Origin of the sequence: Olsenella uli (assembly GCF_016900775.1) — a bacterium.
In the GTDB taxonomy this organism is placed as follows: Bacteria; Actinomycetota; Coriobacteriia; order Coriobacteriales; family Atopobiaceae; genus Thermophilibacter; species Thermophilibacter uli_A.
In genome coordinates this window covers 20,564-47,449 of sequence record NZ_JACJKN010000017.1, presented here as the reverse complement: position 1 = coordinate 47,449, position 26,886 = coordinate 20,564, and the positions used below count along the sequence as shown (strand labels likewise).

General features: G+C 70.4%; 24 protein-coding genes, 5 tRNA genes and 1 pseudogene. 28 read left to right on the top strand and 2 right to left on the bottom strand.

Features of this window, described 5'->3' with window-relative positions:
* Positions 1-456 precede the first annotated feature (456 nt).
* From H6A23_RS09705 to H6A23_RS09600, 23 genes are all read left to right on the top strand, one after another.
* Positions 457-1,539 (top strand): Gfo/Idh/MocA family protein, encoded by a 1,083-nt coding sequence (locus H6A23_RS09705; RefSeq protein WP_204831978.1) that lies wholly within the window; start codon positions 457-459, stop codon positions 1,537-1,539.
* Between the two features lie 3 nt (positions 1,540-1,542).
* Entirely contained in the window at positions 1,543-2,292 is a 750-nt protein-coding gene (locus H6A23_RS09700; protein ID WP_204831977.1) for a DeoR/GlpR family DNA-binding transcription regulator, read from the top strand.
* A complete protein-coding gene (gene pfkB / locus H6A23_RS09695; protein WP_204831976.1) occupies positions 2,289-3,191 on the top strand; it encodes a 1-phosphofructokinase in 903 nt (300 codons plus the stop codon). Before H6A23_RS09700 ends, pfkB begins: the two co-directional genes overlap by 4 nt.
* A 270-nt stretch (positions 3,192-3,461) precedes the next feature.
* Positions 3,462-3,707: a hypothetical protein gene (locus H6A23_RS11580; RefSeq protein WP_286165939.1), complete on the top strand. Its 246-nt coding sequence runs from the start codon at positions 3,462-3,464 to the stop codon at positions 3,705-3,707.
* Entirely contained in the window at positions 3,650-5,437 is a 1,788-nt protein-coding gene (locus H6A23_RS09690; RefSeq protein ID WP_353653056.1) for a PTS fructose transporter subunit IIABC, read from the top strand. Before H6A23_RS11580 ends, H6A23_RS09690 begins: the two co-directional genes overlap by 58 nt.
* 232 nt (positions 5,438-5,669) lie before the next feature.
* Entirely contained in the window at positions 5,670-6,596 is a 927-nt protein-coding gene (gene rapZ / locus H6A23_RS09685) for an RNase adapter RapZ (protein WP_204831975.1), read from the top strand.
* A 1-nt stretch (position 6,597) separates the two neighbouring features.
* Positions 6,598-7,578 carry a DNA-binding protein WhiA gene (gene whiA / locus H6A23_RS09680; protein WP_204831974.1) on the top strand — a complete coding sequence of 327 codons (981 nt, stop codon included), beginning with the start codon at positions 6,598-6,600 and terminating at the stop codon, positions 7,576-7,578.
* A gap of 150 nt (positions 7,579-7,728) precedes the next feature.
* Positions 7,729-8,754, top strand: coding sequence for a type I glyceraldehyde-3-phosphate dehydrogenase (gap, locus tag H6A23_RS09675; protein WP_075279897.1), 1,026 nt, complete (start codon positions 7,729-7,731; stop codon positions 8,752-8,754).
* A 96-nt stretch (positions 8,755-8,850) separates the two neighbouring features.
* Entirely contained in the window at positions 8,851-10,041 is a 1,191-nt protein-coding gene (locus H6A23_RS09670) for a phosphoglycerate kinase (RefSeq protein WP_204831973.1), read from the top strand.
* Positions 10,034-10,801 (top strand): triose-phosphate isomerase, encoded by a 768-nt coding sequence (gene tpiA / locus H6A23_RS09665; protein WP_204831972.1) that lies wholly within the window; start codon positions 10,034-10,036, stop codon positions 10,799-10,801. The genes H6A23_RS09670 and tpiA overlap by 8 nt, the downstream gene beginning before the upstream one ends.
* 105 nt (positions 10,802-10,906) lie before the next feature.
* A complete protein-coding gene (gene secG, locus H6A23_RS09660) occupies positions 10,907-11,158 on the top strand; it encodes a preprotein translocase subunit SecG (protein WP_075279900.1) in 252 nt (83 codons plus the stop codon).
* 351 nt (positions 11,159-11,509) lie between these two features.
* Positions 11,510-11,600: transfer RNA gene (locus H6A23_RS09655), tRNA-Leu, on the top strand.
* Between the two features lie 100 nt (positions 11,601-11,700).
* Entirely contained in the window at positions 11,701-13,929 is a 2,229-nt protein-coding gene (locus tag H6A23_RS09650; RefSeq protein WP_204831971.1) for a GAF domain-containing SpoIIE family protein phosphatase, read from the top strand.
* Between the two features lie 71 nt (positions 13,930-14,000).
* Positions 14,001-14,768, top strand: coding sequence for an anti-sigma factor antagonist (locus tag H6A23_RS09645; protein WP_204831970.1), 768 nt, complete (start codon positions 14,001-14,003; stop codon positions 14,766-14,768).
* A gap of 103 nt (positions 14,769-14,871) precedes the next feature.
* Positions 14,872-14,947, top strand: a tRNA-Gly gene (locus H6A23_RS09640).
* A gap of 41 nt (positions 14,948-14,988) precedes the next feature.
* Positions 14,989-15,062 (top strand) — tRNA-Cys (locus H6A23_RS09635).
* Between the two features lie 150 nt (positions 15,063-15,212).
* Positions 15,213-15,288 (top strand) — tRNA-Gly (locus H6A23_RS09630).
* Between the two features lie 81 nt (positions 15,289-15,369).
* Positions 15,370-16,350, top strand: coding sequence for a putative ABC transporter permease (locus H6A23_RS09625; protein ID WP_204831969.1), 981 nt, complete (start codon positions 15,370-15,372; stop codon positions 16,348-16,350).
* Complete coding sequence (locus tag H6A23_RS09620) at positions 16,347-17,582, top strand: cysteine desulfurase family protein (RefSeq protein ID WP_204831968.1); 1,236 nt, start codon at positions 16,347-16,349, stop codon at positions 17,580-17,582. Before H6A23_RS09625 ends, H6A23_RS09620 begins: the two co-directional genes overlap by 4 nt.
* Complete coding sequence (mnmA, locus tag H6A23_RS09615) at positions 17,582-18,658, top strand: tRNA 2-thiouridine(34) synthase MnmA (protein ID WP_204831967.1); 1,077 nt, start codon at positions 17,582-17,584, stop codon at positions 18,656-18,658. The genes H6A23_RS09620 and mnmA overlap by 1 nt, the downstream gene beginning before the upstream one ends.
* Before the next feature lie 48 nt (positions 18,659-18,706).
* Positions 18,707-19,186, top strand: coding sequence for a YbaK/EbsC family protein (locus tag H6A23_RS09610; RefSeq protein WP_204831966.1), 480 nt, complete (start codon positions 18,707-18,709; stop codon positions 19,184-19,186).
* A gap of 123 nt (positions 19,187-19,309) precedes the next feature.
* Positions 19,310-20,806 (top strand): lysylphosphatidylglycerol synthase transmembrane domain-containing protein, encoded by a 1,497-nt coding sequence (locus tag H6A23_RS09605; RefSeq protein ID WP_353653055.1) that lies wholly within the window; start codon positions 19,310-19,312, stop codon positions 20,804-20,806.
* A gap of 153 nt (positions 20,807-20,959) precedes the next feature.
* Positions 20,960-21,034 (top strand) — tRNA-Val (locus tag H6A23_RS09600).
* Positions 21,035-21,325: 291 nt separating this feature from the next.
* Here H6A23_RS09600 and H6A23_RS09595 read toward each other — a convergent pair.
* Positions 21,326-23,440, bottom strand: a complete 2,115-nt coding sequence (locus tag H6A23_RS09595; RefSeq protein WP_204831965.1) for an LTA synthase family protein — start codon at positions 23,438-23,440, stop codon at positions 21,326-21,328.
* 156 nt (positions 23,441-23,596) lie between these two features.
* On the opposite strand from H6A23_RS09595, the pseudogene H6A23_RS09590 reads away from it, so the two are divergent.
* Positions 23,597-23,914 (top strand): annotated as a pseudogene (locus tag H6A23_RS09590) (peptide chain release factor-like protein); the annotation flags it as partial.
* A 79-nt stretch (positions 23,915-23,993) separates the two neighbouring features.
* Here the strand turns inward: H6A23_RS09590 and H6A23_RS09585 are convergent.
* Positions 23,994-24,464: a hypothetical protein gene (locus tag H6A23_RS09585; protein ID WP_204831963.1), complete on the bottom strand. Its 471-nt coding sequence runs from the start codon at positions 24,462-24,464 to the stop codon at positions 23,994-23,996.
* Positions 24,465-24,751: 287 nt separating this feature from the next.
* Here H6A23_RS09585 and H6A23_RS09580 point away from each other — a divergent pair, with 287 nt between their 5' ends.
* The 4 genes from H6A23_RS09580 to H6A23_RS09565 are packed head-to-tail and all read left to right on the top strand — an operon-like array spanning position 24,752 to position 26,726.
* Positions 24,752-25,114 carry an Asp23/Gls24 family envelope stress response protein gene (locus H6A23_RS09580; protein ID WP_204831962.1) on the top strand — a complete coding sequence of 121 codons (363 nt, stop codon included), beginning with the start codon at positions 24,752-24,754 and terminating at the stop codon, positions 25,112-25,114.
* A 1-nt stretch (position 25,115) separates the two neighbouring features.
* A complete protein-coding gene (gene nusB, locus H6A23_RS09575; RefSeq protein WP_286165938.1) occupies positions 25,116-25,703 on the top strand; it encodes a transcription antitermination factor NusB in 588 nt (195 codons plus the stop codon).
* Positions 25,703-25,993 (top strand): exodeoxyribonuclease VII small subunit, encoded by a 291-nt coding sequence (locus H6A23_RS09570; RefSeq protein ID WP_286165937.1) that lies wholly within the window; start codon positions 25,703-25,705, stop codon positions 25,991-25,993. Before nusB ends, H6A23_RS09570 begins: the two co-directional genes overlap by 1 nt.
* 1 nt (position 25,994) lies before the next feature.
* Positions 25,995-26,726, top strand: a complete 732-nt coding sequence (locus H6A23_RS09565; protein ID WP_353653054.1) for a TlyA family RNA methyltransferase — start codon at positions 25,995-25,997, stop codon at positions 26,724-26,726.
* The last annotated feature ends 160 nt before the right edge of the window (positions 26,727-26,886 follow it).

Here is a 26,886-nt window from a genome sequence, read left to right as displayed (position 1 = left end):
TCTGTCGGCGTCCCCGCCCTGGCGTCCCCGTTCTTCTCGCCATGCGGGCATCTGGGCCTGCCGCCGAGTCGTCGGTCGCGCCGCGCGAGGATCGCATGCGCAGTCCGCGATGTCCGCAAACTCCCGATTCCGCATCCACGCGAGAACGCGCAGCTTGGGGTTTGCCGCCAATCTGGCCCCTTTTTCGGGCTTGCGCATCGGGCAGTTTCAAGTTTGTCACGCGTAACCGCAGATGTCCGGATATCCGAGATTGCGCGTCCTTCTCGCCCCGCGCGGCGCCTGCTGACGTCGCGGAGCATCCAGGTGTGCGTGAAAATGCTCAAAAATGCGTACTTATAACCGTTTATGGGCAATGTCATACCGCTTACCGCTACAATGCCCAAAGTTGCGTACAAATGGAAGAAATTGCGCAAAAATGGGAGTCACAGGGTAGGACACCACGGTAAGGAGGACCCCATGTCAGACACCCGAAAGAGCGCCCCGCTCGACTCCGCCGCCGCGGCCGAGGCCGCCTTCGCCGCCGTCGAGAACCGCCCGTTCCCCGACGACGTCTTCACCGCGCCCGAGCTCCGCTGGGCCGTGATCGGCTGCGGCGTCATCGCCAACCAGATGGCCACCTCGCTTTCGCTCGCGGGCCGCCGCCTTGCCGGCGTGGCCAACCGCACGCGCGAGAAGGCCGTCGCCTTTGCGGAGAAGTACCACGTCGCGAAGGTCTACGACACCGTCGAGGGCCTCTACGCCGACCCGGACGTCGACGCCGTCTACGTCACCACCCCGCACAACACGCACATCCGCTACCTGCGCGGCGCGCTCGCCGCGGGCAAGCACGTGCTCTGCGAGAAGTCCATCACGCTGAACTCCGCCGAGCTCTCCGAGGCCCGCGCGCTCGCCGCGGCCAACGGCGTCGTGCTCATGGACGCCACCACGATCCTGCACATGCCGCTCTACCGCGAGCTCCTCCGCCGCGCGGAGGCGGGCGAGTTCGGCCGCATGAACCTCGCGCAGCTCAACTTTGGCTCCTACAAGGAGTACGGCGACCTCACCAACCGCTTCTACAACCGCGGCCTCGCCGGCGGCGCGATGCTCGACATCGGCGTCTACGCGCTCAGCCTCATGCGCCTCTTCATGGCGAGCCAGCCCGCGGAGGTGGTCTCGCTCGGCAACCTCGCCCCCACGGGCGTGGACGAGGCGGGCGGCATCGTCTGCCGCAACGCCGAGGGCCAGCTCGGCGTAGTCTCGCTCACGCTCCACTCCAAGCAGCCCAAGCGCGCCGTGCTGAGCTTCGACAGGTGCTACGTCGAGGTCATGGAGTACCCGCGCGCGGACACCGCCACGATCGTGTGGACCGCGGACGGCCACCGCGAGACCGTGAGCGCCGGCGTGGAGGGCTACGCCCTGTGCTACGAGATGGCCGACCTCGAGCGCGCCGTCGCGGGCGACGCCGCGGCCGCCGGGCTCATCGACGTCGCGGCGGACGTCATGGACCTCATGACGCGCCTGCGGGCCGACTGGGGCGTCACCTATCCCGAGGAGGCGTGAGCCATGCTGGCTGAAGAGCGCCACGCGCGCATCGTCGAGATGGTCCGCCGGCGGGGGACCGTCACCGTGGCCGAGCTGGCCTCGGCCCTGGACATCTCCGAGTCCACCATCCGCCGCGACCTCGACAAGCTCGACCAGGCCCACCACCTGGTCAAGGTGCACGGCGGCGCCACCACGCGCGAGTCCGCTCACCTCACGCGCGACCTCACGCTCGAGGAGCGCCACGGCCTGCACGCCGAGGAGAAGCGCGCCATCTGCGCCCACGCGGCCGCGCTCGTGGGCCCGGACGACCTCGTCTACCTGGATGCCGGCTCCACCGTCGAGGAGCTCATCGGGCACCTCGCGGAGCGCTCCGCGCGCTACGTCACGGACTCGGTCTCCCACGCCATGAAGCTCGCGGCCCGCGGCTTCCACGTCACGGTGCTCGGCGGCGAGCTCAAGAGCGCCACGGAGGCGCTCGTGGGGCCGGACGCCCTGGCGACGCTCGCGCGCTACCACTTCACGATCGGCTTCTGGGGCGTGAATGGCATCACCCCCGAGCATGGATTCACCTCGCCGGAGAGCAATGAGGCGCTGGTCAAGCAGCTCACGATGGAGCGCACGGCGCGCCGCTACGTGCTCGCGGACGCCACGAAGTTCGACAACACGAGCCTCGTGGGGTTTGGCGCCTTCGACTCTGCCACGATCGTCACCTGCGGGGATGTCCCCGAGAAGTACCGGAGCTTCGAAAACGTAGTGGAGGTAGCCCGATGATCTGCACCGTCACGTTCAACCCGTCGCTCGACTACATCGTCCGCGTGGACGACATGCGCCTGGGCGTCATCAACCGAACCACCTATGAGAAGATCCTGCCCGGGGGCAAGGGCGTGAACGTCTCCATCGTGCTCGGCAACCTCGGGCACGCGAGCCGCGCCCTCGGCTTCGTGGCCGGCTTCACGGGCGACGAGCTCTGCCGCCTCTGCGCCGAGGCGGGCGTCGAGACCGACTTCATCCGCGTCGCGGAGGGCATGACGCGCATCAACGCCAAGATCAAGAGCGCCGAGGAGACCGAGCTCAACGGGCAGGGGCCCGTCATCGCCGAGGGGGACGTCGAGGCGCTCTTCTCCAGGATCGACGCCCTCGGCGAGGGGGACACGCTCGTCATCTCGGGCTCCGTTCCCGCCGCGCTGCCGCACGACATGTACGAGCGCATCATGGCGCGCCTCGACGGCCGCGGCGTCCGCGTCGTCGTGGACGCCGAGCGCGACCTGCTCACGCGCGTCCTGCCGTACCGCCCCTTCCTCGTGAAGCCCAACAACCACGAGCTCGGGGACATCTTCGGCGTGACGCTCGCCACGCGCGACGAGGTCGTGCCGTACGCGCGCAGGCTCCAGGAGATGGGCGCCGTCAACGTGCTCGTCTCGATGGCGGGGGAGGGCGGCGTGCTCGTGGCCGAGACGGGCGAGGTCTTCCAGAGCCCGGCCGCCAAGGGCACCGTGGTCAACTCCGTGGGCGCGGGCGACTCGTCCGTGGCGGGCTTCCTCGCGGGCCTCAAGGAGACCGGCAGCTACGAGGCCGCCTTCCGGATGGCGCTCGCCACGGGATCTGCCAGCGCGTTCTCGGACCACCTGGCCACGAGGCCGGAGGTCGAGGCGCTGCTCGCGGCGTCGTGATCGTCCGCCCCCGGGCCCGGCGAGAAGGACCTCGGCGCTCAGACAGCTTCGCCGCGCGGAGGGCGCGCGGCTGCAGAACTCGCGGCGAGGTCCTTCTCGCCGGGCCCGGGGGCTTCCAGCGACGCGCCGCGTTCTTCTCGCCTGGCGCAGGCCTCGTGGCCAGGTGGCCCGAGAACGCGCGCGGGCGCGACGCCTCGCCCATCGGGCGGCCCGCGGCCGCCTTGGAACAACGGAAAAAAGTGATGGAAGCACGTGAAGAAAGGACGGGACATGAGAATCACTGACCTGCTCAAGCCCGAGTCAATCGGGATCGGGGGTGCGCCGGCATCCAAGGACGAGGCCATCGACGAGCTCGTCGACCTCATGGCGAAGGGCGGCAACGTCGCCGACAAGGCGGGCTATGCCGCCGCGGTGCGGGAGCGCGCGAGGCGCAGTTCTCCACGGGCCTCGGGGACGGCATCGCCATCCCGCACGCCAAGACGGCCGCCGTCTCGGCGCCCGGCCTCGCGGCCATGACCGTGCCCGCGGGCGTGGACTACCAGTCGCTCGACGGCGAGCCGGCGACGCTGCTCTTCCTCATCGCGGCGCCCGAGGGCGAGGCCAACACGCACCTCGAGGTGCTGAGCCGCCTCTCCACGCTGCTCCTGGACGCCGACTTCTGCGCGGCCCTGCGCGCCGCCAAGACCCCGGAGGAGTTCCGCTCCCTCGTGGACACCGAGGAGGACCGGCACCACGCCGAGGAGGAGGCCAAGGCCGCCGGCGCCGCCGCGCGCGACGCCGCGGGCTACGACGTGCTCGCCATCACGGCCTGCCCCACGGGCATCGCGCACACCTACATGGCGGCCGAGGCCCTCGAGAAGAAGGCCGCCGAGCTCGGCATCAAGATCAAGGTGGAGACCCAGGGCTCCGGCGGCGCTAAGAACGTCATCACCAAGAGGGACATCGAGGGCGCCAAGGGCGTCATCATCGCGGCCGACAAGAACATCGACCTCGTCCGCTTCGACGGCATGCCCGTCTACAGCTGCCCGGTCACCCGCGGCATCAACGAGCCCGAGGTCCTTCTCGGCATCGTCATGGACGGCAAGGCGCCGGTCTACCACCACGCCGGCGCCGCCGCGGACGCCGCCGCGGGCGCCTCGGGCGAGGGCATCGGGCACAAGGTCTACAAGGACCTCATGAACGGCGTCTCCCACATGCTGCCGTTCGTCATCGGCGGCGGCATCCTCACCGCCATCGCGTTTCTCATCGACCAGCCCGGCCTCGGCACCGCCGCCTACGGCTCCTCCATCCCGGCCGCGGCGCTCTTCAAGACCATCGGCAACGAGGCCTTCGGCTTCATGTTGCCCATCCTCGCCGGCTACATCTCCATGTCCATCGCCGACAGGCCCGGCCTCGCCCCCGGATTCGTGGGCGGCATCTTCGCCAAGGTGGGCTACGACTTCGCCTACCTCTCCACGCTCGACGCCACGAGCCTCGTCTCCGGCGGCTTCATCGCGGCGCTCTTCGCGGGCTTCGCGGCCGGCTACATGACCCTCGGCATCGAGCGGCTCTGCGACCACCTGCCGGCCTCGCTCGAGGGCATCAAGCCCATGCTCATCTACCCCATCCTCGGCGTGCTCGCCATCGGCGTGGTCATGCTCGCCCTGAACCCGCTCTTCGCGCTCATCAACACCGGCCTCAACGGCTTCCTGCGCGGCCTCGGCACGAGCAACATCGTCCTTCTCGGCCTCGTGCTCGGCGGCATGATGTCCGTCGACATGGGCGGCCCCTTCAACAAGGCGGCCTACGTCTTCGGCACCGCGGCGCTCGACCCGGCGAGCGGCCTTGGCACCACCGGCCAGATCATGATGGCCTCCGTCATGGTGGGCGGCATGGTCCCGCCGCTGGCGATCGCCCTTTCCACCACGATCTTCAAGAACCGCTGGACCAAGACCGACCGCAGCGCCGGCATCGTGAACTACATCATGGGGCTCTCCTTCATCACCGAGGGCGCGATCCCGTTTGCCGCCGCCGACCCCGGCCACGTGCTGCCCTCCTGCATCATCGGCTCCGCCGTGGCGGGCGGCCTCTCGGCGCTCTTCAGCTGCACGTCGCCGGCGCCGCACGGGGGCGCCTGGGTGACCCCGGTCATCGGCAACGGCCTCATGTGGCTCGTCGCGGCGCTCGTGGGCGCCGTCGTGGCCTGCCTCATCCTGTCGCTCTGGAAGAAGCCGCTCCCGCCCGAGGAGTCCGGCCTCGAGAAGTAGCGCCGCCGAAGCGGCGCCGCCGCGCCCCGGGGGATGGCCCCGGGGCGCGGCCCTTCGAGCATGCCCCCGCGCACAGTTTCCCGCTTCCGGGCCGCGATTCCGTGCACGGGGGCATGCCCGGTCGCACGTTCTTCTCGCCTCGTCCTGCCCGGGCGTGCCGCGCGGCGGTCCGAGCCCGCTGCCGTATACTGGCGAGAGGGACGGCGAGAAGGACCTCGAGGAGGGGAGTGCCATGGGTGCGAGCGGCCAGCAGATGCGCGCGGCCGAGGGGCGCGACCGCGTGCCCGACGTCGTGGTGATCACGGGGATGAGCGGCTCGGGCCGCACGCAGGCCCTGCACGTCTTCGAGGACATGGGCTACTTCTGCATCGACAACCTGCCCCCGCGCCTGCTTTTGCAGCTCGCGGAGCTCGTGGGCATCAACTCGGGCGTGGGCCGCCACCTCGCCGTCACCTGCGACCTGCGCAGCCAGGGCCTCTTCGACGAGATCAGCGACTCGCTCACGCAGCTGCGCGACCACGAGATCTCCTGCAAGGTCGTCTTCCTCGACACCGACGACGACGTCCTCATGCGCCGCTACGACGAGAACCGCCGCCGCCACCCGCTCGCCGGCCCCGGCGAGACCGTGGCGAGCGCGATCGCGCGCGAGCGCACGCAGCTCGCCGCCGTGCGCGAGGCGGCCGACCTCGTGATCGACACGAGCCGCACGTCCACCAAGGAGCTCCGCGCCCGCCTGCGCCGCGCCTTCTCCGAGCTCACCGACCAGCAGCTCATGGAGGTCTCGGTCTTCTCCTTTGGCTTCAAGCACGGCATGCCCGTCGAGGCCGACCTCATGATCGACGTGCGCTTCCTGCCGAACCCCTTCTACGACCCGGAGATGCGCACCCTCACGGGCAACGACCGGCTCGTCAGGGACTTCGTGCTCGGCAACCCCACCACCGAGCGCTTCCTCGAGGCGTGGTACCGCCTGCTCGACGTGGCGATGCCCGGCTACGTGGCCGAGGGCAAGAGCCACCTCTCCATCGCCGTGGGCTGTACGGGCGGGCAGCACCGCAGCGTCGCCATAGCCGGCGCCACGGCGGCCTACCTCGAGCACGGCGGCTACCACGTGACGCTCTCGCACCGCGACCTGGCGCTCGCCAACGTGAGGACGGGCTAGGATGTCGTTCACCGCCCGGGTAAAGGACGAGCTCTCCCGCGTGGAGGGCGCGCCCGCCGCCGAGCTCGCGCAGCTCTCGGCCCTCATCCGCGTGTGCGGGACGCTGTCCTTCCGCGGCGCGGGGCGCTACTCCATCCGCATCGCCACGGAGACGGGCGCCGTCGCGCGCACGATCATCAAGCTCACGCACAAGCTCTTCGACCTGGAGACGCCGCTCACGGTGCGCCGCTCGGTCCTGCACAAGACGCGGAACTACCTCATCGAGATGCCCGAGCAGGACGAGCTCGCCGACGACCTCGTGGAGCTCGGGATCCTCGTGCCGGGCCGCGGCCTTGCGACGGGCGTGCCGGCGGCGCTGCTGCGCACGCGCGAGGCGCGGGCGGCCTTCGTGCGCGGGGCCTTCATGGCGGGCGGCTTCATCGCCGACCCGCGCGGCGACTTCCACCTGGAGATAGCCGTGACGGGGGAGGACTTCGCCCGCGGGCTCGTGGCGCTCGTGGGGTCCTTCGGGGTCTCGGCGCGCCTGAACCGCCGGCGCGGCGCCTTCGCGCTCTACCTCAAGAGCTTCGACGACGTGATCGCGCTCCTGCGCGTCATGGGGGCGCGGCGGATGGCGCGCGTGGTGGAGCTCGCCCGCGCGCAGAAGTCCGTCAAGAACGACGTCAACCGGCGCGTCAACGCCGAGATGGCCAACCAGGCCCGCTCGACGGGGGCCGCCGCCGAGCAGCTCGCCCTCATCGAGCGCGCCGAGAGGGCCGTGGGGCTCCAGGCGCTGCCGCCGGCGCTGCGCGCCTTCTGCCGCGCGCGCCGGGAGCACCCGGAGCTCTCGCTCGCCGCGCTCGGCGCCGAGCTCGACCCGCCGGCCTCCAAGTCCGCGATGTACCACCGCGTCCTCAGGCTCCAGCAGATCGTCGAGGAGGCCGAAATAGCCCGTCCCCAAAGGAGAGCTGGGAACCATCCCACGTCGGCCGACGAAATCTGAGCGCCCGCGGCTTAAATTCCCCCGAGGCCCAGTTTTAGCGAAACGCATCGTCGCGTGTGGGGTACACTATCGGATGGCAGGGGCGTCAGCCCATGTTGGTGCTTTGGTCCGCCGAGGAGAAGCCCCGGCGGCCCCGTGAAAGGAGAAAGCATGGCAGTTAAGGTTGCAATCAACGGCTTTGGTCGCATCGGCCGTCTGGCTTTCCGTCAGATGTTCGGTCACGAGGGCTCCGAGATCGTCGCCATCAACGACCTCACCTCCCCCGACATGCTCGCGTACCTTCTGAAGTATGACACCACGCAGGGCAACTACGCTCGCGACCACAAGGTCGAGGCCGGCGAGGACTCCATCACCGTCGACGGCAAGAAGATCACCATCTACAAGGAGGCCGACGCCTCCAAGCTCCCCTGGGGCGAGCTCGGCGTTGACGTCGTCCTCGAGTGCACCGGCTTCTACACCTCCAAGGCCAAGGCCCAGGCCCACATCGACGCCGGCGCCAAGAAGGTCGTCATCTCCGCTCCCGCGGGCAACGACCTCCCCACGATCGTCTACAACGTCAACCACGAGCAGCTGACCGCCGATGACAACATCATCTCCGCGGCCTCCTGCACCACCAACTGCCTCGCCCCGATGGCCAAGGGCCTGAACGACTTCGCGCCGATCGTCTCCGGCATCATGACCACCATCCACGCCTACACCGGCGACCAGATGCCGCTCGACGGCCCGCAGCGCAAGGGCAACAAGCGTCGCAGCCGCGCCTGCGCGCAGAACATCGTCCCCAACTCCACGGGTGCCGCCAAGGCCATCGGCCTGGTCCTCCCGGAGCTCAACGGCAAGCTGATCGGCGCCGCCCAGCGCGTTCCCACGCCCACCGGCTCCATCACCAACCTCTACTGCGTGGTTGACAAGGTCGTCACCAAGGACGAGGTCAACGCCGCTATGAAGGCCTATGCCGAGACCATCCCCGAGACCTTCGCCTACAACGAGGACGACATCGTCTCCTCCGACATCATCGGCGAGACCCACGGCTCGATCTTCGACGCCACCCAGACCATGGTCCAGGACCTCGGCAACGGCCAGAGCCTCGTTCAGGTCACCTCTTGGTACGACAACGAGAACTCCTACACCTCCCAGATGGTCCGCACCATCAAGTACTTCGAGAAGTTCGTCGCGTAGCCCACGCTCGCATCGGCTTTTCGCAGGGGGTGCGGTCGCAGCTCACGGGGCCGCGGCCGCGCCCCTTTCTCGTAGGAACCAGACAAAGGAGTGAGCATGGCCTTCACCAAGAAGACCGTCCGCGACGCCGACGTCGCGGGCAAGCGCGTCCTCATGCGCGTGGACTTCAACGTCCCCCTGAAGGACGGCGTCGTCACGGACGACACCCGCGTCCGCGCCGCCATCCCCACGATCGAGTACCTCAAGGACAAGGGCGCCAAGATCATCCTCATGAGCCACCTCGGCCGCCCCAAGGGCGACGGCCCCGAGCCCCAGTTCTCCCTGAAGCCCGCCGCCGACAAGCTCGCCGAGCTTACCGGCTATGACGTGAAGTTCGTCGACGACACCTACGGCGAGAAGGCCAAGGCCGCCGTGGACGCGCTCCAGGACGGCGAGATCCTCGTCCTCGAGAACGTCCGCTTCGACAAGCGCGAGAAGAAGAACGACCCCGAGATCGCCAAGACGCTCGCCTCCTACGGCGACGTCTTCGTGCTCGACGCCTTCGGTACCGCGCACCGCGCCCAGGGCTCCGTGGTCGGCCCCGCCGCGTATCTTCCCGCCTACGCCGGCTTCCTGCTCGAGAAGGAGGTCGACACCCTGACGTCGATCTTCGCCGAGCCCGAGCGCCCCTTCGTCGCCATCGTCGGCGGCTCCAAGGTGTCCTCCAAGATCGGCGTCCTCGATCACCTGATCGACTCCGCTGACACCCTCATCATCGGTGGCGGCATGGCCTACACCTTCTTCCTGGCCAAGGGCTACACCGTGGGCACATCCCTCAAGGAGGAGGACTGGGTCGAGCGCGCTGGCGAGATGCTCAAGAAGGCCGAGGAGAAGGGCGTCAAGATCCTGCTCCCGATCGACAACGTCGTCGCCGACCACTTTGGCGAGGACGCCGAGGGCGAGATCGTCGACTCCGACAAGATCCCCGACGACCGCATGGGCATGGACATCGGCCCCAAGACGCGCGAGCTCTACGCCGACGCCATCAAGGCCGCCAAGACGGTGTTCTGGAACGGCCCGATGGGCGTCTTCGAGATGGACCAGTTCGCCGCCGGCACCGAGGCCGTCGCCCGCGCCGTGGCCGACTCCGACTGCACCTCGATCATCGGCGGCGGCGACTCCGTCGCGGCCATCAACAAGTTCGGCCTGGCCGACAAGATGAGCTGGATCTCCACCGGCGGTGGCGCTTCCATGGAGCTCGTCGAGGGCAAGGCCCTTCCCGGAGTGGAGGCGCTTCTCGATGCGTAAGAGGATGATCGCTGGCAACTGGAAGATGAACAAGACCTACAGCGAGGGCGTCGTCCTCGCCCAGGGCCTTGCCGACGAGCTTGCCGACGGCACCGGCGACGTCGACGTCGTCGTCTGCCCGCCCGCCGTCGACCTCAAGGGCGTCTCCGAGGTCATCGAGCAGGCGTCCGCCCCGTTTGCGCTCGGCGCCCAGAACGTCTACTGGGAGGAGTCCGGTGCCTACACCGGCGAGACCGCTCCCAACATGCTCGAGGCCGTGGGCGCGACCTACTGCATCATCGGCCACTCCGAGCGTCGCGACTACTTTGGCGAGACGGACGAGGACGTGAACAAGAAGGCCCGCGCCCTCATGGCTCACGGCATCGTGCCCATCTCCTGCTGCGGCGAGTCCCTCGAGGTCCGCGAGGCCGGCAAGCACGTCGAGTTCGTCGTCGACCAGATCAAGAAGGACACCGAGGGCCTCGAGATCACCGACCCCTCCAAGTACGTGATCGCCTACGAGCCCATCTGGGCCATCGGCACCGGCAAGACCGCCACGGCCGATGACGCCCAGGAGGTCTGCGGCGCCATCCGCGCGACCCTCACCGAGATCTTCGGCGAGGAGGTCGCCCAGGGCATCCGCGTCCTCTACGGCGGCTCCGCCAAGCCCGAGAACATCGCCGGCTTCCTGGAGAAGGAGGACGTCGACGGCGCGCTCGTCGGCGGCGCCTCCCTCAAGGCCGACAGCTTCGCGGCCATGGTCAAGAGCGCGATGGCCTAGCGCCACGTTCTTCTCGACAGATGTGGAGTCTGGGGCCCGGACAAGATCCGGGCCCCTTTGTGTTACCATGACCAGTTGTTATGCATCTGTCCTGAAGGAGCCTCAGTGAACCCGCTCAACATCATCCTGACCGTCCTGCTCTTCCTCTCCGGAGCCCTCACCGTCATCCTCGTCCTCATGCACTCGGGCAAGGGCACGGGCGTCTCTGATATGATCGCCTCCTCGCTCTACAACTCCGGGACCGGCTCGGGCGTCCTCGAGAAGAACCTCAACCGCCTGACGGTCATCACCGCGACCGTCTTCATCGTGAGCATCCTCGTGATGGCCCTCACGTTCCCCACGGGCACGCTCGGCTAGGGCTGCCCTCATCCTAAGGAGCGGTCTTTTGGCCGGCGACGCCCTGGGGCTCGCCGGCCTTTTTTGTGCGACGACGTCTGGGGCCGCACTCGCGAGTGCGTGCCGCAAGTGCGGGCGCACTCGCGGCAGATAGGCGTTGAGTGCGGCCGCATGGGCGAGAAGAACCTGCGAGCGCGTCCGCCGGCACGCTCCTGAGGCCGCACTTGCGAGTGCCCTCCGCAGGTGCGGCCTCAGGGGTTTTGGCCCGCTCGCCCCGCGCTCGAAAAAAATCTCAGATTGGGGCTTGCATCCCCAGCCGGACTCGTGCATACTATCCCTTGCGCGAAAGCAGAACCAAACGCGCAGTGACAAGTCGGAGTGGCGGAATTGGCAGACGCGCTAGCTTGAGGTGCTAGTGACTGACTAAAAGGTCGTGCGGGTTCAAGTCCCGCCTCCGACACCACGAAGGTGCACGGGCCCCGAGAGGGGCCCGTTTTCGTATGCGGATTCGCGTCGCGGCGGCGTGCTACGCTAGTGCCAGGAATCGCGACGGAGGGGGTCACATGCCCAAGGGTGAGCTCAGCACCACGCGCGTCGGGGGGATCGGCGAGGGCAGCCTCGTCGGCGCCCTCTCCAAGCTCCTCCAGCTCACCTGCGAGGCCGTGCTCGTCTTTGACGGCTCCGGCCGGGTCCTCCTCGCCAACGACGAGGCGGCGGAGCTCCTCGGCTTCGGCGAGGGCCTCGTGGGCGTTGACGTGCGGGCGCTGGTCGAGTGCGAGGGGGGCGCCGAGGCCCCCTTCGACGTCCGCGCGCTCGGCATCCCCGTCGACGGGTCGGTGGGGCTTGCCACGCTCAGGTCCGCGGACGGGCGGGCGCACGCCGTGCGCGTGCGCTGCGACGCCGTGCGCGCGCCGGGGGAGACCTACCTGCTCGTCGCCCTGCCCGTCAACGCCGACGCCCTGGCGGAGCGCGAGGGCGCGCGGGCGATGGCGGACCTTAGGCGGGCCAACCACCGCCTTTCGGGCACGCTCAACATCGTGCTCGACACGATAGACTCCGCCGACATCGCCACCCTCTTCGAGCGCACGCTCGAGGAGCTGACCGACACCATGGAGGCGGACGGCACGCTCGTGTACCTCTCCGAGGCGGACGGCTTCCACCTGCGCGGGATCTCGAGCGGGCTTCTCGGCGAGCGGCTCGCGCGGTTCATGCCCTTCGGGCGCAGCGTGGAGCGGCTCGCCATCCGCGAGGGGCGGGCGGTGCGCCTGCGGGTGTGCGCGCCCACCAACGCCTCGCTGCGCCAGGGCAGGCTCACGAGGCGTGACGTGCTGAACGAGGAGACGGGCGAGGTGGTGCGGATGCGGGTGGACACCGTGCCCCCGTTCACGAGCTTCATCGTGGTCCCCGTGTGGTTCGGCGGGCGGGTCATCTCGATCATCGAGGTGGGCTGGCGGCGCCTGCACCCGCTGCTCAAGGATGACGCGCGCCTGCTGGACTCGGTCGCGCGCTACCTCTCCATCCAGCTCGCCGGCGCCTTCGCCACGCTGCGGGCGCGCCGGGCGGACCGGCTCGCCTCCCTCGCGACGGAGCTGCGCGAGGAGCTGCTCACCTCGGCCTCGGAGGGCTCGGGCGAGGGCGCGCTCGGGCGCATCCGCGACGTCTTCGTCGAGGCGGGGGACGAGCTCGACGCCGCCGTCGTCACGGTGCGCGAGAACGACCGGCAGCACGTCGTCATGGCGGAGCTGCCGCTCACGGGCGCGCGCGAGCTGCCCGTGGACCTCGACGCCCTCGTCGGGCCGCATCGCGTGGGGGACGTGGCCGTGGCCCCGGTGCCCCCCGACTCCGCGCTCTGCTCGCTGCTGCGCGACCTGGGCGAGCCGTGCGTCGGCGCCCTCGTCGACCTGGGCGACCTCTCGGGCGCGCGGCGGTGCCTGCTCGTGCTCCGCCCGGACGGGGCCGAGCCCCTCGACGAGACCGAGCTCGAGTTCCTCGTGGGGCTCGCCTCCGACGCGCGCGACATCGCCCGGGGCGAGGAGGCGCGCGAGCAGGACAAGCGCATCTCGCAGGCGCTCCAGACCGGCATGAGAAACGAGCTGCAGTCGGTCGAGGGGCTCACCTCGCAGGCCGTCTACTCCTCCGCGACCAAGGCCGCGTCGGTGGGAGGGGACTTCTACGACCTCATCCGCCTGCCGGGGCATCGCGCCTGCGTCATCATGGGCGACGTCTCGGGCAAGGGGGTCGAGGCGGCCTCGGTCTCGGCGGCGGTCAAGACGGCGCTCGGCGCCTACGCGTGGGAGGGCCTGGCGCCCGCCCGGATGGTGCGCTCGCTGAACGAGTTCCTTCTCGGCTTCTCGCGCCTCGAGACCTTCGCCACGCTCTTCGTGGGCATCGTGGACCTCGACGCCGCGACGATCAGGTACTGCTCGGCCGGCCACCCGCCCGCCGTGCTCGTGCACGCCGGGGCGGACGAGATATCGATCCTCGACGTGCAGTCGGGCGTGGTGGGGGCCTTTCACGACATCAACTACCAGGACGGGCTCGTGAGCCTCGTCCCGGGGGACGTCATTTTGCTCTACACCGACGGCACGACGGAGGCGCGCGACCCGCAGGGCGCCTTTTTCGGGGAGGACGGCCTGCGCGAGGCGGTCATGCGCGAGTCGGCCGCCGACAAGCCCTTCGAGGGCTTCGTGGGCCGGCTTCTGGCCGACCTCGAGGGGTTCACGGGGCAGAACCTGGAGGACGACGTCGCCATGCTGGCCCTGCGCTTCGACGGGCGCGCCGGCGGGGCGTGACGCGCCCGCCGCGCGCCCGCGCGCTCGCCGGCGGGGCGTTAGGACGCGCCTTGGCGGGGAATAATCCCGTCATGGGCGTTCCGGTTGACATAGCCATCTTCAACGTGGAGGGCGATCTCGACGTGAGGTCGGTCCCGGCCGCGCGCCGCCGGCTCGACGCCCTCGTCGCGGAGGGCACGCGGCGCATCTTCATGAACATGGGGGACGTGAGCTACGTCGACTCGGCGGGGATGGGCTTCATCCTGGGCGAGCTGCGGCGCATCCGGCGCCTCGGCGGCCTGCTCTCGCTCTCCAACGTCTCGCCGCAGCTCTACCGCGCGCTCAGCCTCATGCGCATCGTGGAGTACATGCCCGTCTCGCGCGCGGGCGCCCGCCGCGAGGTCTCGGCGCTCGACCCCTCGGTCCTGCCGCGGTGGCGCACGACCTTCCGCGTGGGCGCAGATGAGCTCTCCTCGGCGCGCGAGCGGCTGGGCGAGCTCCTCTCGCGCCTCCCGCTCTCGGGCGACGCCCTCTTCGACATGGGGCTCGCCTGTGGCGAGGCGCTCGGCAACGCCGTCGACCACACCTGCGCCGACGGGGTGCTCGCTACGGTCGCCGCCTACCCGGACCGCGTGTGCGTGGAGGTGAGCGACTGCGGCTGCGGGTTCGAGCTCGCGGAGGGCGACGAGCCGCCCGAGGCGGGCCCCGAGGACGAGCGCGGGCGCGGTATCAGGCTCATGCGGATGCTCGCCGACTCGGTGAGCATCATGCGCAAGCGGACGGGGGAGGGGACCGTCGTGCGCCTCGTCAAGCTGCTCGACGCGCCCGCGCCCGACGGCGCCGCCCCGCTCGCGGGCTGACGCCCCGCGGGCATCCTGACGTCCGCATTCACAGTTTCTCCACGGTTCTCAATCTGACCCCTTGCGCCGATGGGCCGGGGACCGTATAGTAATCCCTGCGCTTGCGGGCTTAGCGCAGTTGGTAGCGCGCCACCTTGCCAAGGTGGAGGTCGCGGGTTCGAACCCCGTAGCCCGCTCCATGCGAGCTCAGAAGGCCGGTCTTGATCGGCCTTTTTCATACGGCGAAGTGGCCAAGTGGTAAGGCACGGGCCTGCAAAGCCCTGACCCCCGGTTCGAATCCGGGCTTCGCCTCCAGGACGTGACGGGCACCCCTCGGGGTGCCCTTTTTCGTGCGCGAGTTCCCGTTCTTCTCGCCACCGCGGCGAGAAGAACGGGGGGCCGAAAAACTTCTCAAGATTGTCCTTGCAATCCTCTGGACGAAGCCGTATCATTACTCCTTGCGTCGCGGGCTTAGCGCAGTTGGTAGCGCGCCACCTTGCCAAGGTGGAGGTCGCGGGTTCGAACCCCGTAGCCCGCTCCATGAATCTGAGAGGGCCGGTCATGTGACCGGCCCTTTTGCTATCCTGTTCACTCGGACGCCTGAGCCTGAGGGGACCCTTGCATGCTCTTCACCATCGCGCTTCTCATCTTCCTGTTTGCCGTCGCACAGGGCTTCGTGCGCACGGTGGTCTACTTCTGGGAGTGGCTCTCACGCGGGCGCAGGCTCGGAGACGAGGAGGTCGAGCTCGCCGAGGAGGCCCTCGAGGAGTCCGAGGACGCGCTCGAGCGCGAGCTCGCCCGGGCCTCGCGCCAGCATGGGCTCGGCCGCGTCTTCGCGCGCTGGCGCGCCTCCGGCGCCGCGGTGGAGGAGTACCTCGACCATCTCCAGCTCGGCTGGTACCAGGTGATCTTCGTCTTCTTCGTGGGCAGCATGGCGGGGCTTCTCATCGAGGAGGTCTTCATGCTCCTCACGGCCGGCCTCACGGAGAGCCGCGTGGGGCTCGTGTGGGGGCCCTTCTCGCCGCTCTACGGGGTGGGTGCGGTCCTTCTGACCGTGCTCTGCTTCCAGATGCGCCGCCGCGGCGCGCGGGCCTGGCAGGTGTTTCTCGTCTCCGCCCTCGTGGGAGGGGTGCTCGAGCAGCTGACGGGCTGGGCCATGTCCGAGCTCTTCGACGCGGAGTCCTGGACCTACCTCCACCTGCCCGACCACATCACGCAGTGGGTGGCGTGGCGCTTCGTCGCCATGTGGGGGCTGCTCGGGCTCGTGTGGTCGCGCGCCGTCATGCCGCGCCTGCTCTACCAGATCGGCATGCCCGTCGCCCGGCGCCAGGTGGTGTTCGTCGCGCTCGTGGCGGTCTACCTCGTGGCGGACATCGCGATGACGCTCGTGTGCTTCGACCGCAAGACGGAGCGCGACGCCGGCGTGCCGCCCGCCAACGCCTTCGAGCAGTGGGTGGACACGAACTACTCGGACGAGTTCATCTCGGCGCGCTTCCAGAACCTCAAGATCGGCGGGGAGCGCGACCTCGTGGACGAGGACGGCAACCTCGTGCTTGACGAGGACGGCAACACCATGACGCAGGACGAGGGGGGCGCGCGATGACGCCGGGACCCACCGAGGGCGCCCTTGCGGGCGGCGCCTATCTCGACTACGCGGCGGCGACGCCGCTCGACCCCGAGGTGCTCGAGGCGATGACGCCCTACCTCACGGGGCGCTTCTACAACCCGTCCGCGCCCTACGAGCTCGCGCGCGGGGTGCGCGACGACGTCGAGCGCGCCCGCGGCGCCGTGGCGCGCCTCATCGGGGCGCGCCCGGGCAACCTCGTCTTCACGGCCGGCGCGACGGAGGCCAACAACCTCGCCTTCGCGGCGGTCGAGGGGCACGTGGTCGTGGACGCCATCGAGCACGAGAGCGTGCTCGCCTGCGCCGGGACCCACGCCCGGCGTACCGTGCGCGTGGGGCGCGACGGCCTCGTGGACCCCTCCGCCGTGGCCCGGGCGATCCGCCCGGAGACCGAGCTCGTCTCGGTGGAGCTCGCCAACGGGGAGCTCGGCTGCGTGCAGCCCGTGCGCGAGATCTCCCGCGCCGTGGCCGCCGAGCGCGCGCGGCGCCTCGAGGCGGGCGAGCGCACGCCCATCTACCTGCATACGGACGCCTCGCAGGCGGCCGGCGCCCTCTCCGTCAACGTGAGCTCGCTCGGCGTCGACCTGCTCACGCTCTCCGCGGCCAAGATCTACGGCCCCAAGCAGGTGGGCGCCCTCTGGGCCTCTGACGACGTCCGGCTGCGCCCGCTCGTCTACGGCGGCGGGCAGGAGGGCGGCGTGCGCTCCGGCACGGAGAACGTCGCCGGCGTCGTGGGCCTCGCGCGCGCCCTGGAGCTCGCCTCCGAGCGCCGGGCGGGCGAGGCGCGCCGGCTCGCGGGGCTGCGCGAGCGGCTGCGCGCGGGCCTGCTCGAGCGCCTGCCGTGGACGGTGGTCTCCGGGCCGCGCAACCCCAAGAGGCGCCTGCCGGGCCTTCTGCACGTGGCCTTCGCGGGGATCGAGGCGCGCCGCCTCGTGATCGCCCTCGAGCGCGAGGGCGTCTCGGTGGGCACGGGCTCGGCCTGCGCCGCGAGCCGCATGCGCGTCTCGCACGTGCTCGAGGCCGTGGGGATGCCGCGGCCGCTCGCCGAGGGGAGCCTGCGCCTCACGCTGGGGCGCCCCACCACCGAGGCCGAGGTCGACTACGCCGTGCTCGCCATCGAGCGCGCGGTGCGCTCCGAGATGGCCCGCCTCGGGCTCGACGACGCCTCCCAGGCCGCCCGAGCGGCCGAGCTCGTGGCGGGGTGGCGCTGATGGGGGGCGCTCCCCTGGGGCCCGCCCGCGGCGCGCGCGTCTTCTGCGGCCTCTCCGGCGGCGTGGACTCGGCGCTCGCCGCGGCGCTGCTCGTGGAGGCCGGCTATGACGTCACGGCCGTCTACATGCGCAACTGGTCGCGCGACCTGCCCGGCTTCAGGTGCCCGTGGGCGAGCGAGCTCGCCGACGCGGAGCGCGTGGCGGTGACGCTGGGGATCGACCTCGAGGTCTGGGACTGCGAGGCCGAGTACAAGGCCACCGTCGTGGACTACCTCGTGGACGCCTACGCGCACGGCCGCACGCCCAACCCCGACGTAATGTGCAACCAGACGATCAAGTTCGGGACCTTCCTCGAGCGCGCCCTCGCCGAGGGGGCGGACTTCGTGGCGACGGGCCACTACGGCCGCGTGGAGCGCGGCGAGGGCGGCCGCGTGTGCCTGCTGCGGGCGCTCGACGAGCACAAGGACCAGACGTACTTTCTGTGGCGCGTGGGCGAGGGGGCGCTCTCCCGCGCGCTCCTGCCGGTGGGGGAGGTCCGCGACAAGGCCACGGTGCGCCGCATGTGCGCCGAGCGGGGCCTGGGGGTGGAGAACAAGCCGGACTCCGACGGCATCTGCTTCGTGGGGCCGGTGGGCATCCGGACGTTTCTCCTCGACGCGCTCGAGCGGCGCGCCGGGGACGTGGTGGAGTGGGAGACCGGGCGCGTGCTCGGCCGCCACGACGGGGCGTTCCTCTTCACCGTGGGGCAGCGGCGCGGGCTCGACCTCGGCGGCGGCCCGGCCCGCTACGTGGTCTCCACGGACGTCGAGAAGAACGTGGTGTACGTGACGGCGGACCGGATGAGCCCCGCGCTCTTCTGCCGCGAGGTCGAGCTCGACGACGTCCGCTGGATCTCCGGCGAGCCGCCCGCGGCGGGGCGCTACCTGGTGCGCACGCGCCACACGGGCGAGCTGCGCGAGGCGGAGCTCGCGGGCTCCGTGTTGCGCTTCGAAGAACCGGTCCGCCGCGTGGCCCCCGGCCAGTCCGCGGTGCTCTACGATGGTCTCCGCTGCCTCGGCGGCGGCATCGTGACATAGGGACGGAGGCTTTGTCACCGCTCCGTCCCCTGTCCCAGAGGGGGAGCCATGTCGATAGAGCGGGCCCGCGCGCACCTCGCGCAGTTCGGCGCCGAGGGGCGCATCCAGGAGTTCGAGACGTCGAGCGCCACCGTGGAGCTCGCCGCGGCGGCGGCGGACACGGAGCCCGCGCGCATCGCCAAGACGCTCAGCTTCATGGTGGGGGAGACCCCCACACTCATCCTCTTCGCCGGGGACGCCCGCGTCAACAACCCCGCCTTCAAGGCCACGTTCCACACCAAGGCCAAGATGCTCACGCCCGACCAGGCGGCCGAGCTCGTCGGCCACGAGGTGGGTGGCGTGTGCCCCTTCGGCGTGGGGCCGGGGGTGGACGTGTTTCTCGACGAGTCGCTCCGGCGCTTCGAGACCGTGTGGCCCGCGGCGGGCAGCTCCAACTCCGCGATCGAGCTCACGCTGGACGAGCTCGAGCGCTTCTCGGGCGCGCGCGGCTGGGTGGACGTGGCCAAGGGCTGGCGCGAGGGGGAGTAGGCCGACGGCGCGCGTAGCCGTTCTCTGTTGTCTGCCGCCCGGCTGCCGGCGAGCGGACGCGCCTCTCGCCGCCGCGCTACACTAGACTGACGAACCGTCCGCCGGCCCAGGGGGAGCTTCCGAGTGGCAGAAGATCAGAACAGAGCCGAGACCGCGCGCGGGTCCGCCCCTGCGGCGGAGCCCCCGGCGGCATCGGCGCAGGCCCCCGCCCCCAGGGCGGCGAAGGGCGCCGCCAAGCGGGTCGCCATGAAGGTCTCGGCCGTCCGCACCGTGGCCGCCGAGGACCGCGAGGCGGACAAGCAGTCCCTGGGGCAGGTCAGAAAGACGGTCGTCTTCCTGGGCCTCGTTGCCGTGGCCTATGCGGCCTACCTCGTCCTCAGCGGGCAGGTCGACGAGTTCGTGACGTCGCTTGCGGGCGTGGACCTCGCCTGGGTCGTGGCGGGCGTGGTCTGCTTCATGTTCTACTACGTCTTCGGCGTGCTCGCCTACGTCCTCTCCATCATCGCCGACCCGGACAACCCCGTGGGCATCCGCGACCTCATGAGCGTCGAGGCCTCGGGCGTCTTCTTCATGCGCCTCACGCCCAACAGCGCGGGCGCCCCGCCGGCGCAGATCTACCGCCTCACGCGCGCCGGCCTCTCCGTGGGCGAGGCGAGCGCCCTCAACTTCACGCGCACCGTGCTCTACGAGGCGGGCGAGGGCGTCTTTGCCGCCATCATGCTCCTGTTCTGCGGCACCTACTTCTACGAGACCTTCGGCGACGTCACCCTCATCGGCGTCTTTCTCTTTGGCTTCAAGGTGGTGCAGGTGGGCGCCATGCTCTTCCTGTGCCTGTTCCCCCGTCCGGTGGTGGCCATCGGCAACTGGGCGCTGCGCTTTGCCAACCGCCGCGGCTGGCTCAAGGACGAGAAGTACGCGGAGTACTACGAGGTCGTGAACACCCAGGTGGTCAAGTTCTCGGCCGCCTTCAAGCGCTCGGCCAGAAACGTGCGCGAGATGCTGCTCACGATGCTCGTGACGCTGTTGCAGCTCGGCTGCATGTACGCGCTGCCGTGGTTCGTGCTGCGCTCCTTCGGCGAGCCGGCGGACTTCATGATCTGCCTGGCCTCGGGGTCCATGCTCGAGCTCCTCATCAACGCGGTGCCGCTGCCGGGCGGCGCGGGCGGCGCCGAGGTGGGCTTTGCCATCCTCTTCCAGGGGATGTACGGGGTGCACACCACGGCCGGCTTCGTCATCTGGCGTGCGGTGGAGTACCTGCTTCCGGTCCTTATCGCCGCGCCGTGCATGGGCATGCGCTCCACGAGCGGCGAGTCCATCAACCGGCGCTGGACGCGCGTCTGGAAGCGCTTCCGCGGGTTTATGGGCGGCAAGCCGGGCGCGGGCGGCGGGCGCGCGGCGCGCGGCGGCGTCACCGTGCGGCCGGGCGCCAAGAAGGCCGTCGTCTCCGGCGGGCCCTCCGGCGCGGGCGCCTCGGACATCGAGGCGCGCATCGCCGCGGGCAAGGCGGCCGCCGCGCGCCGCCGCGCCGCCGAGAAGGCCGACGCCAAGAAGCCCGCTCCCGCGGGCGCGGGCTCCGAGATCACCGTCAAGATCAAGCGCAGACCCGCCGCGAAGCAGTAGGCTTCTTCGCATCTCGTGCGGCCGTCCGGGCGGGGCGCGAGAAGAACATTCGGCCCGGGCGCAAAAAAGTCAAAAATGGGGGTTGCGCTCCGGCCGCGTTCCTTGCTAATATATCCCTCGCGCTGCGGTCCCCAACGCAGCGGAACAACACAAGGGCGTTTAGCTCAGGGGGAGAGCGCTTCCCTGACACGGAAGAGGTCACAAGTTCAAATCTTGTAACGCCCACCAAACTTTCGCAGCTCAGAGCATATAGGCTCTGAGCTGTTCTCGTATCTGCCGCGTCCGTCGCGGCAGGGACCCAGAGAGAGGGCCGGGGGTCGTGGCAGTTCCCGCGTCCGTGGCGTTGTCGCGTTGGGGGTTGTGGCAGCTGCGGTTTGGACTCAACTGGGCGTTCTTCTCGTCCCGTTGCGGAATCTGGGGTCGTGGCAGGACGAATGCTGCCTCGACCCCAGATTCCGCAACGCTGCCGGCGGCGAGGCTGCCACGACCCCCGATTCCGCAACGCCGGGCGCACCGGCGCTACTCCAGCTTGCTCGCGAACTCCAGGTAGCTCATCTGCGCGAGGTCGTCATAGACGTCCGGGAGCGCGCCGGCCTCGTCGAGCGGGGTCCACGTGCCGTCCGCGCCGCGCGCGCCAAGCAGGCTGAGCGCGGGCATCTCCTCCCAGGCGACGAGCTGGGCCTTCTGGTAGTCCGTGAGGGGCGCGCCGATCCTCTCGGCGAGCAGGGCCCCGAGGTAGCACACGCTTGTGGCCTCCTCGTCAAGCTCTCCCGCGCCGGCGATGTCGTAGTTGGCCCAGACGAAGTACGTGGTCTCGTGGACTCTCAGGTTGTGGGCCAGCTCGTCGGACTCGTCCGGGTACAGCGCGTCGTTCACGATGGAGGAGAGCGCGGGCTGGTGGTCGCCGAAGAACAGCACCACCACGGGGCGCTCGAGCCCCTCGAGCGCGGAGATGAGCCCCTCGAGCGCCCGCTCGGACTCGGCGATGCAGCCCAGGTACTCGGAGAGGCGGGCGCTGTCGTAGGCGCTCACGCCGTCGACCTGGTACTGCTCCACCGCGCCGATGTTGTTCTGGTCGTAGCTCGAGTGGTTCTGCATGGTCACGTCGAAGATGAGCTGCGGCCCCGCGTCCTCGTCGAGCAGGCGTAGGATGCGCTCGTAGGTCTCGGCGTCGGACACGCCGCTGTGGTACCACTCCGCCCCGGGGAAGTCGTCGATGGTCAGGAACTCGTCGAAGCCGAGCGCCTCGTAGACGCGGTCGCGGTTCCAGTTGGTGGCGTAGTTGGGGTGCATCGCCGTGGCGCGGTAGCCGAGCGCCGAGAGCTGCCGGGCGAGGCTCGGGGCCTCGGAGAGGTCGTAGAGCGAGTAGGGGTACTTGCCGTCGCCCACGTAGGCGAGCGGGATGCCCGTGATGAACTCGAACTCGGAGTTGCAGGTCCCGCCGCCGATCACGGAGACCGAGAGGTCGCCCGCGAGGATGCGCCCCGGGATCTGCCCCAGGTATTCGAGCCCCTCGTAGCCCCAGCTGGCCCCGTCCAGGCAGGAGAGGTCGGCGAAGGTCTCGTTCATGATGCAGATGACGGTGGGGCGGGCCTCATCGAACTGCGCCGTCGCGGCGGCTCGCCCGGCCGCGGCGCCGCGCGTCTCGTCGTAGCTCGCGGCGTAGGAGGCCTCGAGGCCGCGCGCGGCGGAGGCGGAGTAGCCCTCGGGCTCCTCGACGGGCAGGTCCTGCGCCACGGCGACGAAGGACGTGAGGAAGCCCTGCCTGCGGTAGTAGGTGAGCGTGTACCAGTACTCCATGCCCACCCCGAGGTCGTCGAAGTAGCTCGGGACTGCGACGCCCGCCCAGAGCGCGACGAAGGCGAGGCACGCGGCGGCGAGGTTGGCGGCGGCGGAGCGCGCGCGGCCGGCGCGGCCCTCGGCCGGGACGGGGAGCACGAGCGCGCAGGGCGCGAGCGAGGCGAGCAGGCACGAGAGGCCGAGAAGGACCTCGCCGTCGACGGCATAGACGTAGTTGCCGCTCACGGCCGCGGCGGTCCCCAGCACGAAGAGGTCGTTGGGCAGGATCGCGGACGCCTTGAAGCTGGCGACGAAGAACTGCGTGAGGCCGATGAACGCGCACGTCCCCACGCCGAGCGCGATGCCCGAGCCGCGCCTCTGGAAGAGGAAGTACAGGAACGTGAGCGCGCCCAGGACGAGGAGCGCCTCGATGAGGGCGAACCTCGGCTCCACGGCGATCCCGCCCTCGGCGTAGGGGAGCTCCATGGCAAGAAACCCGAGCGTCACGCCGGCCGCTATCGCCAGGGCGGCGAGCGCGGCGCGCGGCACCCGGCGGGGGAGGCCGGCCGCGGCGGCGCGGGCGTCGAGCGCGGCGAGGAGCGGGTCGCGCAGGAGCGCGGCCGCCCCGGCGACGAGCGCCGCCGCGCAGAGGGTGAGAAGCTCTGGCGCGCCGCCCAGGTAGAGGCCGCTCCCGCACCAGACGATGGCGGCGATGAGCATGAGCGCGGGCGCGGCGAGCCAGAAAAAGGCGCTCGGGCGGGGGAGGCCGCCCCTCGCGAGGGAGCGGCGGACGAAGAGCACCGACCCGGCCGTGAGGGCGCAGAGGGCGACGAGCGGGATGAGGGCGAGGGGCATCATGACCCTTTCGTAACACGAGGCTTACACGGCCATCATGATACGGCATGCGGCTGTGCGTCCTGTGGTGCCCTCGGGCTCTGCTACCATGCTCGCATGGAGACGAACGGGCTCACATACCGCGACTACGCCGCCTTCGCGCGGCAGACGGCCGACGAGATCGCGCGCGACTGCGAGGTCCAGGCCTTTCATGCCTCGGGCCCGGGCGGGCAGGGCGTCAACACCGCCGACTCCGCCGTGCGGATGCGCCACCTGCCCACCGGGATCGTCGTGGTGTCGCGCGAGGAGCGCAGCCAGCTCCAGAACCGCCGCCGCTGCGTCGAGAAGATCCTCGAGATATGCCGCCGCCGCGCCCGCCCGCCGCGCCCGCGCAAGAAGACGTGCGTCTCCGCCGCGCAGAAGCGGCGCCGCCTGGAGGCCAAGCGCGCTCGCGGCCAGGTGAAGCAGCTGCGCCGTCGCGTGGACGGGGAGTAGGCCCCATCTCGCGTCGCGCGCAGATGCCCGCTATGGGCTGGTGCCAGGGCGGCGCGGGGGGTCGGCCCAGAGGTTGCGGCTACCGCACGCGCCTAAGCCAGCGGCGAACGTCCGCGCCGGCCGACACGAGCAGCACCGCGGCGGCGACCGCCATGACGGCGGAGAGCGCCCAGAGGTCGAGGGCCGCGTCGAAGGGGGCAAGCTGCACGGGGAGGAGCGCCCGCCCGCCGTTCTCGGGGTCCAGCCCGAGCATCGTGAGCACGCAGGTGCCGACGGCGGCAAAGACCGCGAAGATCGAGCAGAAGCCGAGGCCGGCGCGGCTCATGACGTCGACCGTCCGGCCCGCCTCGTCGCGCGACGAGGCGTCCGCGGCGCCCGAGACCCTGCGGACGCCCGAGCGCAGGGCGAGGTAGATCGCGCAGGCAACGAGCGCGATGACCAGGTAGATGAGGGCGAAGACGCCGACGCACGGATTTGCCACGCCGAGCAGGCCCGCCCCGCAGAGGAGGGCGAACGCCGCCCAGAACGACCTTGACTGCTCCAACCGCATGGCAAGCCCCCCGTTCTTCTCGCCTGTTCCTCAGTATCGCACTTCCGGGGCGCCCGGGACGCGTCGGCGTTGGCCGCTCCGGGCGGCGCCGGACCTGAGTGACGCGTTTCGAACGAACGGGCCGCCTGGGAGGGCCCCATTTGTCCAAAACTCGTCTCCCACCCATGTGTGACGGCTCATTTGTCCAAAACCTGTCACTCTGGCCGCGCCCGCGCGGTCGCGGCACGCGCCGCCGCGGCCAGAGGGTATACTGTGTGGGACGCAACCGTTCGACAAGGGGGTCCTCAATGGCCGAAAGCGAGCTTCACGTCTCTGGCATCGGCATCTCCAAGGATGTCGTCTCCACCATCGTCTCCATCGCCGCCCGCCGCGTCGAGGGCGTCGCCTCCGTGGGCGGCAACGACATCGCCTCGAGCCTCATCTCGGTCTTCACGAGCAGGAGCGTCGCCCCCGAGAAGGCGGTCGAGTCGGCGGTCGAGGGCGACGAGCTGCACCTCACCGTGCACCTCGCCGTGTTCTACGGCTACCCCTTCACCAAGCTCGCCGCAGACGTCCGCCAGGCGGTCGCCGATGCGGTCACGGAGCAGATCGGCGTCGGCGTCTCCGCCGTCGACGTGTGCATTGACAGCCTCGTCTTCCCCAAGGAGTAACTTGAGCACTCACTTCGGCGGGCGCACTCTCGCCCGCAGCCAGGCCCTCCAGCTGCTGTTCCAGGCGGAGGCCAACTCACGCGCGGTCCTCTCGGTCCTCGACGGCGACTACGCCCTCTCCGAGGGCCCGCTCGACGACTACGCCCGTCGGCTCGCCCTCGGCGCCGACGAGGCGCGCCCCGAGATCGACGCCGTCATCTCGACCCGCTCCACGAGCTGGTCGATCACGCGCATGAACGGCGTGGACAGAAACCTCCTGCGCCTCGCGATCTACGAGATGCTCTACGTCGACGAGGTCGACGTGGCCATCACGATCGACGAGTGCGTGGAGCTGGCCAAGGCATACGGCACCGACGAGTCCTCGCGCTTCGTGAACGGACTTCTCGGCCGCGTGGCCGACGACCTCGAGGCCGGGGTGGACGTCGTCGCGGCGGCCCGCGCCGAGGTCTCGCGCCGCGAGGAGGAGGCCCGCGCCGCCGTGGAGGCGGACGCGGACGAGGCCGAGGGCGACGCGGCCGCGGCTCCCGACGATGCCGGCCAGCCCGCCGCCGATGCCGACGGGGCCGACGCCCCCGCGGGGGACGCGTAATGGCGCGTGTGGACGTCTCGCGCTACCAGACGTTCGGCGACATCACCGAGCGCCTGGACGACATCGTCGCGCAGGTGCGCGACAAGGACGTCTCCCTCGAGCGCTCGCTCGATCTCTTCGACGAGGCCATCGCGCTCGGCTCCAAGGCCGTGAGCCTCGTCGACGCCACGGACTTCTCGCCCGAGGAGGAGGCGCGCCTCGTGGAGGAGCACCGCTCCGCCGGCTCCGACGTCCCACCCGCCGCCGAGAGGGGCGATGGCGCCGAGCCGACCGCCCCCGACGGGGAGTAGCGTGCCCCGCCGACGCCTCGACGAGGAGCTCGTCGCGCAGGGGTTCTTCTCCACGACCGACGAGGCCCTGCGCGCCGTGATGGCGGGCGAGGTCTCGACGAGCGACCGGCGCATGACGTCGGCCGGCGAGCGCGTCCGGCCCGGCATTCCCCTGCACGTGCGCGGCCGCTCCCGCTACGTGAGCCGCGGCGGCCTCAAGCTCGAGCGCGGGCTCGAGGCCTTTGGCGTGGACCCGGTGGGCCTTGCCTGCCTGGACGTGGGCTGCTCCACGGGCGGCTTCACGGACTGCCTGCTCAAGCGCGGTGCAGCCTCGGTCATCTCCGTCGACGTGGGCTATGCCCAGTTCTCGTGGGACCTCCGGCAGGACCCGCGGGTCCGCCTGCTCGAGCGGACCAACGTCGTGGACCTTCCGGGCATCGTGGGCGCGGGCGTGGTCGACCTCGCCGTCTGCGACGTCTCGTTCACCTCGGTCCTGGCCGTGCTGCCCGCCGTGCTCGAGCTCCTGCGCCCGGGAGGGACCTTCCTCACGCTGGTGAAGCCGCAGTTCGAGGCCCCGCGCGAGGACGTGGGGGAGGGTGGCGTGGTGCGCGACGCGGCCGTCCGCGTCGCCGCGCTCGAGCGGGTGCGCGCGGCGTTCGAGGCCGCGGGCCTCGCGGTGCGCGGGTCGTGCGAGAGCCCCATCACCGGCCACAAGGGCAACGTCGAGTACCTCCTCTGCGGGACGCTCCCCTAGGGGGCGCCGAGGGGCCCCGGCGCGCTGTCCGGCGCACGTTTCGCCTTCGTGCGCCGCAGCCCCGCCCCCGCGCGCAATCATCGCCTTGGTGCGTCGCGTTTCGAGGCACCCTATCAGTATGAGTAAATGCATTAGATTTACTAATTATATTTTAGAATAA

Excerpts from the sequence above, each read along its gene's own strand:
- H6A23_RS09705 (WP_204831978.1), top strand. The coding sequence starts at position 457 with ATGTCAGACACCCGAAAGAGCGCCCCGCTCGACTCCGCCGCCGCGGCC.
- H6A23_RS09700 (WP_204831977.1), top strand. The coding sequence starts at position 1,543 with ATGCTGGCTGAAGAGCGCCACGCGCGCATCGTCGAGATGGTCCGCCGG.
- pfkB (WP_204831976.1), top strand. The coding sequence starts at position 2,289 with ATGATCTGCACCGTCACGTTCAACCCGTCGCTCGACTACATCGTCCGC.
- H6A23_RS11580 (WP_286165939.1), top strand. The coding sequence starts at position 3,462 with ATGAGAATCACTGACCTGCTCAAGCCCGAGTCAATCGGGATCGGGGGT.
- rapZ (WP_204831975.1), top strand. The coding sequence starts at position 5,670 with ATGGGTGCGAGCGGCCAGCAGATGCGCGCGGCCGAGGGGCGCGACCGC.
- whiA (WP_204831974.1), top strand. The coding sequence starts at position 6,598 with ATGTCGTTCACCGCCCGGGTAAAGGACGAGCTCTCCCGCGTGGAGGGC.
- gap (WP_075279897.1), top strand. The coding sequence starts at position 7,729 with ATGGCAGTTAAGGTTGCAATCAACGGCTTTGGTCGCATCGGCCGTCTG.
- H6A23_RS09670 (WP_204831973.1), top strand. The coding sequence starts at position 8,851 with ATGGCCTTCACCAAGAAGACCGTCCGCGACGCCGACGTCGCGGGCAAG.
- tpiA (WP_204831972.1), top strand. The coding sequence starts at position 10,034 with ATGCGTAAGAGGATGATCGCTGGCAACTGGAAGATGAACAAGACCTAC.
- H6A23_RS09650 (WP_204831971.1), top strand. The coding sequence starts at position 11,701 with ATGCCCAAGGGTGAGCTCAGCACCACGCGCGTCGGGGGGATCGGCGAG.
- H6A23_RS09645 (WP_204831970.1), top strand. The coding sequence starts at position 14,001 with ATGGGCGTTCCGGTTGACATAGCCATCTTCAACGTGGAGGGCGATCTC.
- H6A23_RS09625 (WP_204831969.1), top strand. The coding sequence starts at position 15,370 with ATGCTCTTCACCATCGCGCTTCTCATCTTCCTGTTTGCCGTCGCACAG.
- H6A23_RS09620 (WP_204831968.1), top strand. The coding sequence starts at position 16,347 with ATGACGCCGGGACCCACCGAGGGCGCCCTTGCGGGCGGCGCCTATCTC.
- mnmA (WP_204831967.1), top strand. The coding sequence starts at position 17,582 with ATGGGGGGCGCTCCCCTGGGGCCCGCCCGCGGCGCGCGCGTCTTCTGC.
- H6A23_RS09610 (WP_204831966.1), top strand. The coding sequence starts at position 18,707 with ATGTCGATAGAGCGGGCCCGCGCGCACCTCGCGCAGTTCGGCGCCGAG.
- H6A23_RS09595 (WP_204831965.1), bottom strand. The coding sequence starts at position 23,440 with ATGCCCCTCGCCCTCATCCCGCTCGTCGCCCTCTGCGCCCTCACGGCC.
- H6A23_RS09585 (WP_204831963.1), bottom strand. The coding sequence starts at position 24,464 with ATGCGGTTGGAGCAGTCAAGGTCGTTCTGGGCGGCGTTCGCCCTCCTC.
- H6A23_RS09580 (WP_204831962.1), top strand. The coding sequence starts at position 24,752 with ATGGCCGAAAGCGAGCTTCACGTCTCTGGCATCGGCATCTCCAAGGAT.
- H6A23_RS09570 (WP_286165937.1), top strand. The coding sequence starts at position 25,703 with ATGGCGCGTGTGGACGTCTCGCGCTACCAGACGTTCGGCGACATCACC.